This is a genomic window from Cereibacter sediminicola (assembly GCF_007668225.1).
Taxonomy (GTDB): domain Bacteria; phylum Pseudomonadota; class Alphaproteobacteria; order Rhodobacterales; family Rhodobacteraceae; genus Cereibacter_A; species Cereibacter_A azotoformans.
In genome coordinates this window covers 1-8622 of the sequence record NZ_VDEK01000063.1, presented here as the reverse complement: position 1 = coordinate 8622, position 8622 = coordinate 1, and the positions used below count along the sequence as shown (strand labels likewise).

The following is an 8622-nucleotide window of genomic DNA, read 5'->3' as shown; positions in this document are numbered from 1 at the left end:
TCAGACGCCGAATACATGGCCGCACCCGACCAGCTGCCGAAGATCGCCGCCCCCCTTGTCACGCGGGAGCCATCCATACATGGTCCGAGGACAATGGCGAGCGAACGGGTCGCCTGCCGCGTGCTGGGGCAGCATCGCTCAACCCGGCGGAAGGTGCCGCAGGGCCGGCCCGACGAAGAGTTGCTGACCGCCGACATCATCGCGCTGGCCAGCCAGTACGGCCGCTACGGCTATCACCGGATCACCGCCGTGCTCCGTGAGGGGGGTGGGTGGTGAACGTGAAGCGGGTCGAGCGGATCTGGAGACGGAGCGGCTGAAGGTTCCCCAAAAGCAGCCGAAGAAGGGGCGCCTGTGGCTCAACGACGGATCCTGCGTCCGCCTGCGGCCCGGACGCCTCAACCACGTCTGGTCTTACGACTTTGTTGAAAGCCGGACCCACGACGGGAGAAAGTTCCGCATGCTCAACGTCCTCGACGAGTTCACCCGCGAATGCCTGTCCATCCGCGTCGCCCGCAAGTTCAACTCGACCGACGTCATCGATGTGCTCTCCAAGTTGTTCATCCTACGCGGCGTGCCCGGCTACATACGTTCCTAGAACGGGCTGGTCTTTACCAGTCGCAAGTACACGGCCCTCGTCCGCAGCTATGGCCTGAAGCAGGAGTTCATCACCCCGCACTGCCCCCAGCAAAACGGGATGGTCGAGCGCGTGATCCGGACCCTCAAGGTGCAGTGCGTCCACCGCCAGCGCTTCGACAGCCTGCAGCACGCGGCCCGCGCCATCGGCAACTGGATCGCCTTCCACAACCCTCGCCGCCCGCATCAGGCGCTGGACATGAAAACATCCGCCGAGGCAATCGCATTAGCGGCTTGGTCGGCGCAGATCCCGCTGAGCCAATCAAAGAGCGTATCGGCTGTGGAGCCGGGTCGAGGCCCTGCCGCAACTCGGGCAGCTGTAACTGGCACTTGCGACCGGCGCACGGACCAGCGTCTCGTCGCTGTCAAGTCGCACGTCACAAAGTCGGAGACCCGGCGGCAGTACCCGCCATAGGGAGCGCTACGACCACGTTCGCCGTCAGAGCTACAACAGGGCGGTCGCAGCTTCGCTCGCGCAATTGAGCCGGGAGTTGGGCATAAATCCGAAGACGGCCGCGAAGTGGCGCAAGCGAGCGACGGTCGAGGATCTCCAGACGGGGCCGAGATAGCCGCGCTCAACAGTCCTGACGGAGGACGAGAACGGCGGTCGTTGCGTTCCGGCGCCATACCCTGTTACGGCTGGACGACTGCCTATATGCCCTTCAGCCCTCGATCCCGCACCTAACACGGTCCGCGCTGCATCGGTGCCTTCACCGCGCTCTGCATGCCCGCCACAGAAGTCGCAGGACATGTCTGTGCGGGGAATGGGGACATCCGGCGCACGTCGAGGACCAGAACCACAGGTCAGCCGAGAAGCCGTGTCATTCCGGCTCCCGGAGGGCCCGCTACCAATGACCTGATCGAGATTGATGGTCGTAGCGTCTTCCTTGCCTTCAGGTTCGACTGCGCTCGGGATCCGGTGCGCTGCGAGGTGGCGCGTCATAACCGCAGCGGTCGACGGCGGCTGGCGCGAAACGATTGAACCCGCGAGCTTACGGTGGATGATCCGAAACCCGGCAGGACGGGCCTCGCCCGACCGGCGTCATCCCCTTGCCGGAATCAGCCTGCTGCCCGCATATCGCGTCGCAAAGGCAAAGCGCGAGGACGGAATGACAGTGCGGGAAACGGTGAGAGCGTGGGTCGAGGCGCCGGCGGTGCGGCAGGGGATCATCGCGGTGATCCTCTTGAACGCGGTCCTGCTGGGGATGGAGACATCGCCCACCCTGATGGCCGCGGCCGGATCGCTGATCCTGACGCTGGACCGGCTGTGCCTTGCGATCTTCGTGCTGGAGCTGGCCCTGAAGATCTATGCCGAGCGGTTGCGGTTCTTCCGCTCGGGCTGGAACTTCTTCGACTTCGTGATCGTGGGCATCAGCCTGTTCCCGGTCGGGCAGGGGCTGTCGGTGCTGCGTGCGATGCGCATCCTGCGGGTGCTGCGGGTGATCTCGGTCGCGCCGCGGCTGCGCCGGGTGGTCGAAGGCTTCATCACCGCGCTGCCCGGAATGGGCTCGGTCTTCCTGCTCATGGCGATCATCTTCTACATCGCGAGCGTCATGGCGACCAAGCTGTTCGGCACGGCCTTTCCCGAGTGGTTCGGCGACATCGGCCAGTCGGCCTATTCGCTGTTCCAGATCATGACGCTGGAAAGCTGGTCCATGGGCATCGTGCGCCCGGTGATGGAGCTTTATCCCTATGCCTGGGCCTTCTTCGTGCCCTTCATCATGGTCACGACCTTTGCGGTCGTGAACCTGCTCGTGGGCCTGATCGTCAACTCGATGCAGGATGCCCATTCCGCCGAGGATGTCTCGCGGACCGACGCCTACCGCGACGAGGTGCTGACGCGCCTTGCCGCCATCGAGGCGCGGCTGTCCGCGGGCGACAAGAAGCGCGGCTGAGCGCCGGCGCGGCCGGCGTCAGGCGACCTGGCCCAGCACCTCCTCGAGCGAGCGGGCGTCGAAGGCCGAGGTCGGCCCGGCCGCGACGATCCGGCCCTCGTGGATGCGGATGAAGCTGTCGCAGAGGCGGATCGACGACAGGTGGTGACTGATGACGATGGTCGCCCCCTTGCCGCGCCGGGCCTCGAGCACCTTCAGCGCCGAGGCTTCGGACAGGATGTCCATGGCATTCGTCGCCTCGTCGAGGATCAGCAGACGCGGTTCGCGCACCAGCGCGCGGGCCAGCGCAATGCGCTGCCGCTGCCCGGCCGAGAGGTTGATGCCCCGGTCGCCCACCGCCGTGTCATAGCCCTGCGGCAGCTCGCGGATGAAGCCATCGGCATCCGCCGCACGGGCCGCGGCCTCGACCGCCTCGCGCGAGGCGCCGGGCACGCCGTAGCGGATGTTCTCGACCACCGAGCCGTCGAACAGCTCCAGCTCCTGGCTGGCCATCGCGATCGAATCGAGCCACGACACCCGGTCGATCGCCGCCAGCGGCGTGCCGTCCACGGTGATCGTGCCCTGGGTCGGGTCGATCACCCCGCAGACCAGGTTCGCGATCGTCGACTTGCCCGAGCCGGACCGGCCGATGATGGCCAGCGAGCTTCCGGCGGCAAGCTCGAACGACACCCGGTCGAGGGCGATGTTCTCGCGGCCCTCGGTGGCGTAGCGGAAGCTGACATCCGAAAAGCGCAGCCCCTGGCGCAGCGGCGGCGCGGGCAGCGTGCCGCTGGCACGCGTGGGGGCGGGGCGGGTCGCCAGCAGCCAGGCCACCTCGTCCAGCGAGCCGTGCCAGCCCCGCATCGAGGACAGCGCACCCTGGATCTGGCGCACCTGCGGCTGCAGCCGGTAGAGCAGGATGATGAAGGCCGCGGCCGTGCCGAAGCTGACCCCCACGCGCCAGGCGGTGAAGATCACCACCATGAACAGCGCCGCATGGGCCACTTCGGTCAGCGGGCCCACGGCGATCTGGCGTGCCTGCAGGGTCAGCGCCGCCCGCCGCACGGTGTCCGAGGCGTCGCGGAACCGCTGGATCTCGAACTCTTCGCGGTGGAACAGGCGGATCAGCCGCCAGGCGGTGACATGGTGCAGCATGCGGCCGGCGAGCCCGCGGTTCTGCTCGGCGATCACCCGGCTCAGCCGGGCGAAATGCCGCGACATGAGATCGTGGGCGACCTGGATCAGCGCGAGGCCCAGAAGCACCACGACCGTCAGCTCGGGCGAGAGGAAGAACAGGAACAGCAGGAAGATCACCGTCGCCGCGCCGGCCACCAGAACCGACAGGAAGGCCGCGACCGCGTCCGACGCCCGCCAGCTTTCGTTCGAGATGATGTTCAAAAGCCGCGAGGGCGGCGTGGTCAGGCAGTAGCTTGCCTCCATGTGGACCAGCCGCCGGGACAGCAGGTCGCGCAGCCGGTGCCCGCAACTGCCGTAGATCCAGGCCTGCAGCAGGCCGTTCGCGTAGGCCACGATGTTCTTCAGCACCACCAGCGCGAGGATGGCAAGGCCGATCACCAGCCCCCGACTTTCGGCGGGCACGCTCTCCCCCATGGCGACCAGAAGGCCCGGCATCCAGCCCTGCGCCGAGGACTGTCCCGCCATGACGAGATCGAGAAGCGGAATGATCAGGCCGATCCCGATCCCTTCCAGCGCGGTGGCCAGCAGGCCAAGCAGAACGACGGCCGGAATCTGACGGTGGAACGGCCTCAGGACCTCCGAGAGGCAGGGATGAATGTAGGACGAGAACTTCATGAAAAAATGGATCCTGTCGGGCAATAAAAATCGTGCCGCAATGCAGCACCCTGTCTCCTGAGGCTAGCGGGAATCGCGACGGCGGCAACGATTCGATGCGCCGAAAGGCGGGGGGCCCGCGGTTACGGTCCGGCGGATGGGCGCGGATACCGCGAAGGTTGTTTGCGGAATTGACCGATACATCCCTGAAAGGAACCACCTGTCCAATCGTATCGCGGCCCGGTTGTTATACGCCCGCCAAAACCAACCCGAAGGTAGAAAAACACAGGCATGGGGCCGATCATCAAACCAATTCGGGCAATCGGCATTGACCGGATTGGCGGCAGGCTGCAACGCTCGGACCAATTGATTTAGTTTTTTTCGGAGCCGCCGTGCCTTTGGTGTCCATTCTCCTGCCGGTTTACAATGCCGAGAAGTTTCTCGCGCCGGCGCTCGCCAGCCTGCTGATGCAGGACCACAGCAATCTCGAGATCATCGCGATCGACGACGGGTCCACCGACCGGTCGGCCCGGATCCTGCGCAAGGCGGCCGAGGGCGATCCGCGCCTGCGCGTCCTGAGCCGCGGAAACCGGGGCCTGATCGCCACTCTGAACGAGGGGCTGGGGATGGCCCGCGCCGACTTCATCGCCCGCATGGATGCCGATGACATCGCCTATCCCGGCCGCATCTCGAGCCAGATGCGCGCCTTCGCGGACGATCCGACGCTGGCCCTGCACGGCTGCAACTTCGACACGATCTATGCCGGCAACCGGATGATGCCGCGCACGCTGCCGGACGCCACCGAGCCCGCCGAGCTGCGCGTGCTGTCGCGGTTCTGCACCATCCTGCGCCACCCGGGCGTGATGTTCCGGCGCAGCGCCATGCCCGAGGGGATGCTGCGCTACGACGAGGCCTATCCCTGCGCCGAGGATTTCGACCTGTTCCGCCGGATCGCCGCCTGCTGCACCGTCCGTCAGGGCACCGAGCCGCAGCTCGCCTACCGGATGCACGAGGGCAGCGTCAGCGCGACCCGGGTGGCCACGATGATGCAGACCCATGTCCGCATCCTCGAGGAAGAGCTCGCGCGCCACTATCCCGAGGCCGCCGGCACCGGCTTCGGCCGGATCGCCGAGATCGTGGATGCCGACTCGGTGGCGCGGGCCGCCGATCTCGTGCGGCGCCTCACCATGCTGGCCGACCGGCAGCCCGCCGACGAGGCGCAGGGCTTCCGCATCGGCGCGCGCAACACCTTCTATCTGCTGTTCTCGATGATCGGCCTGACCCATGACTACCGGCTCGCCAGCGCGTTCCTCGACCAGAGCGGCCAGTGGGCGATGATCCGCCGCCGCGAGCGCCCCCTGCTCGGGGCGGCCCACCTTGCCCCCGGCGCCGCCCGGCTGGGCTATGCGCTGCATTACGGCCTGCTTGGCCTCACGCGGGCACTGCGTTCGCGCTCGGTCCGTCGCACGGTTCCCGGCTACGGCGCCCTTGCCGGCTTCGCCCGCGACCTGACCAGCTTCCCGCGCGGGGTGGGCCATGCCGAAGCCTGAGCCGCAGGTCAGTATCATCGTCTGCACCCGCAACCGGCCCGAGGGCCTTTTGCGCACCGTGCGATCCATCTGTCTCGCCGCCGAGCACCACCCCGATCTGCCGGTCGAGATCCTGGTGGTCGAGAACGGCAGCGCCCCCGACCGCCGGCTTGAGGCGAATGAGATCGCCAGCCTGTCGGGCGGCCGCGCGCGCCTTCTGCGCCTCAAGACCGGAGGGCTTTCGGCGGCGCGCAACGCGGGCATCGCCGCCGCGTGGGCGCCGATCCTCGCCTTTACCGACGATGACTGCCTGCTCGATCCCGACTGGCTGGCCGATCTCGACCGCCACCTTGCCGCCCGTCCGCGCGAGACGCTCTACATCGGCGGCCGGGTCGTGCTGGGCGACGCCGAGGATCTGCCCTTCACCGTGAAGGATCTGCCCGACCGGCAACGCTACGACGGGCTGATGCATCCCGGCGGCTTCATTCCCGGCTGCAACTTCGCCGTCTCGCGCGAGGTGATCGAGCGGATCGGGACGTTCGACACCAGCCTTGGCGCCGGGGCCCGGTTTCGCGCCGGAGAGGACACCGACTTCACCATCCGCGCCCATCTGGCCGGCGTGGCGGCCGAATATGTGCCCGACATGCGGGTCAGCCACCATCACGGGCGCCGACGGATCGAGGACATCCGGCGGCTGAACCGGGCCTATGCCTTCTCGAACGGCGTGCTCTACCTGAGATACTGGCGTCAGCGCTGGCTTGTGCGGCAGTTCTACTGGGCGCTGCGCGCGGCGCTGGCCGAGGGCTTCGGGGGGCCGCGCTACGATCCCATCGGCCTCAGCTGGCGGTCGGTTGTCGCCGGGAACCTGGCCGGCATGGTGGCGCAGCTTGGCAGCGGGTTTTCCCTGCCGCATCTGCCGCTTCGGCCAATGCCGCGCCTGAAGGAGAAGATCCGCTGACCCACCGGACCCCGCCCCTCGGATACATTCCCCAGCTGGACGGCCTGCGTGCCCTGGCGGTCCTCGGGGTCTTTGCCGAACATTTCACCTACAGCGAGCTGGTCCGCGGATGGTCGCCGGGCATGGTCGGCGTGCGGGTGTTCTTCGTGCTGTCCGGCTTCCTGATCACCTCGATCCTGCTTTCGGGGCGCGATGAGCAACCGCTTAGCCGGGCGGCCTGGACCTTCTACATGAAGCGCTTCCTGCGCCTCGGCCCGGCCTTCTGCACCGCGATTGCCGTCGCGGCCCTGCTCGGCATCGCCGACATGCGGCAGGACTGGTGGGTGCATGGCCTCTATCTGTCGAACATCCAGATCGCCCTGCAGGAGCGCTGGACCGGCGCCGGCCATTTCTGGACCCTGTCGGTCGAGGAGCACTTCTACCTGCTGTGGTTCCCGCTGCTGATGCTGGCGCCGCGGCGGTCGCTGCCCTGGGTGATCGCGGCGGGGCTGCTGATCGCCTGGGGGTGGCGGTTCGCGATCGGGACCGGCGCGAGTCCGTTCCTCGACGTGCTGCTGCCAAGCCAGCTTGACGGTCTGGGGCTGGGCGCGCTGGTCGCGCTTGCCCGGCATGACGGACGACTGGGGTGGCTCGACCGGCTCTTTGCCGACCGGTGGGTGCGCTGGGGGGCGCTTGTCGCCGTGCCGGTTCTGGTGGCGCCGCTGGCCTGGAGACCGGAAGCCGTGGCGTGGGTGCTGGCGCCCTTGGCGCCGGCGGTGGCCGCCGCCTGCGTGATCCGCCATTGCGCCGGCCCCGCCGGGCAGCGGCCGCGCTGGCTTTCCCATCCCTGGCTCGTGCATGTCGGGCGGATCTCTTACGGGCTTTATGTCTGGCACTATCTGGTGCCGCCGCTTCTCTACGTGCATCTGCCGGGGATCGAGCTTCTCTCGGAAGGGCCGCTGAAGCTGGTGCGGCTGGCGCTTTGGGTGGCGGTCAGTTTCGCGCTGGCCGAGATCTCGTGGCGGCTGATCGAACAGCCGATCATGAGGCGGCGGCAGCGGGTGATCGGACGCCCCGCGATGCAGGGCGGCGACCCGGCCTGAGCCGGCCGCGGCCTCGTTCGGGGCATGGTAATCGATAAATGCATGCCGCGACACCGTGCGAAGGATTTTCTGGGTTTTCTGCGCCGCATTGACCGCGCTGTCCCCAAGCCGCGCGACGTGCATCTGGTGCTCCGAACTTCGACAGTTCCGGAGCATTTTCTGCGGTCGGCGTGGTGGGGGCCTGTGGAGAATCAACAAGTTGTCTGGCCTGGGAGGCTAATTTTGCCACTCCGGTGTTGTGGCACGTGAAATTGGAAGAATTTCTCGAAATGAGGCTGTATCGACCCAGCGTAATCTGCACAGGTTAAGCCGCTGAAGCGAATGCCTCGGCGGGGGTTCTCATGTCCAGCGCCTGATGCGGGCGGCGGTGGTTGTAGAAGGCGATCCAGTCGCCGATGGCGCGTGCCGCGTGCTGGAGGCTGTCGAAGCGCTGGCGGTGGACGCACTGCTCCTTCAGGGTCCGGATCACGCGCTCCACCATGCCGTTTTGCTGGGGACAGTGGGGGGTGATGAACTCCTGCTTCAAGCCGTAGCTTCGGACGAGGGCCGTGTATTTTCGGCTGGTGAAGACCAGCCCGTTGTCGGACCTCAGCAGGAACTCCTTCGTCACCCGGCCGAGTGTGCCGAACCGGTTGATCAGCGCATGTTCCAGCGCGCTCGCGGCCGTGGAGGCCTTTCCCGAGCGCGACAGGTGCCAGCTGAGAAGCTCGCGGGTGTGGCAGTCGATCACCAGAGCGAGCGTGGCCCAGCCGTCG

The 8622-nt window shown here is 67.2% G+C and carries 6 protein-coding genes and 2 pseudogenes; 6 read left to right on the top strand and 2 right to left on the bottom strand.

The window, feature by feature from the left end; translation table 11 throughout:
• Window positions 1-99: 99 nt before the first annotated feature.
• The 3 genes and pseudogenes from FG154_RS21620 to FG154_RS19770 all read left to right on the top strand — a co-directional run.
• Window positions 100-880 (top strand): annotated as a pseudogene (locus FG154_RS21620) (IS3 family transposase); the annotation flags it as partial.
• A gap of 164 nt (window positions 881-1044) precedes the next feature.
• Window positions 1045-1350: pseudogene (locus FG154_RS21615) on the top strand (IS481 family transposase); the annotation flags it as partial.
• Window positions 1351-1742: 392 nt separating this feature from the next.
• Window positions 1743-2528, top strand: coding sequence for an ion transporter (locus FG154_RS19770; protein WP_145111699.1), 786 nt, complete (start codon window positions 1743-1745; stop codon window positions 2526-2528).
• A gap of 18 nt (window positions 2529-2546) precedes the next feature.
• Here FG154_RS19770 and FG154_RS19765 read toward each other — a convergent pair whose 3' ends face one another.
• Window positions 2547-4319, bottom strand: coding sequence for an ABC transporter ATP-binding protein (locus tag FG154_RS19765; RefSeq protein ID WP_145111696.1), 1773 nt, complete (start codon window positions 4317-4319; stop codon window positions 2547-2549).
• A gap of 380 nt (window positions 4320-4699) precedes the next feature.
• Here FG154_RS19765 and FG154_RS19760 point away from each other — a divergent pair, with 380 nt between their 5' ends.
• From FG154_RS19760 to FG154_RS19750, 3 genes are read left to right on the top strand one after another with little or no spacing between them, the layout of a single operon-like run.
• Window positions 4700-5848: a glycosyltransferase family 2 protein gene (locus FG154_RS19760; protein WP_186312468.1), complete on the top strand. Its 1149-nt coding sequence runs from the start codon at window positions 4700-4702 to the stop codon at window positions 5846-5848.
• Entirely contained in the window at window positions 5835-6785 is a 951-nt protein-coding gene (locus FG154_RS19755; RefSeq protein ID WP_145111691.1) for a glycosyltransferase family 2 protein, read from the top strand. Before FG154_RS19760 ends, FG154_RS19755 begins: the two co-directional genes overlap by 14 nt.
• Entirely contained in the window at window positions 6668-7867 is a 1200-nt protein-coding gene (locus FG154_RS19750; RefSeq protein ID WP_342779090.1) for an acyltransferase family protein, read from the top strand. Before FG154_RS19755 ends, FG154_RS19750 begins: the two co-directional genes overlap by 118 nt.
• Window positions 7868-8171: 304 nt before the next feature.
• On the opposite strand, the gene FG154_RS19740 is transcribed toward FG154_RS19750, so the two are convergent.
• A partial coding sequence (locus FG154_RS19740; RefSeq protein ID WP_186312464.1) for an integrase core domain-containing protein occupies window positions 8172-8622 on the bottom strand: 451 nt, incomplete at its 5' end.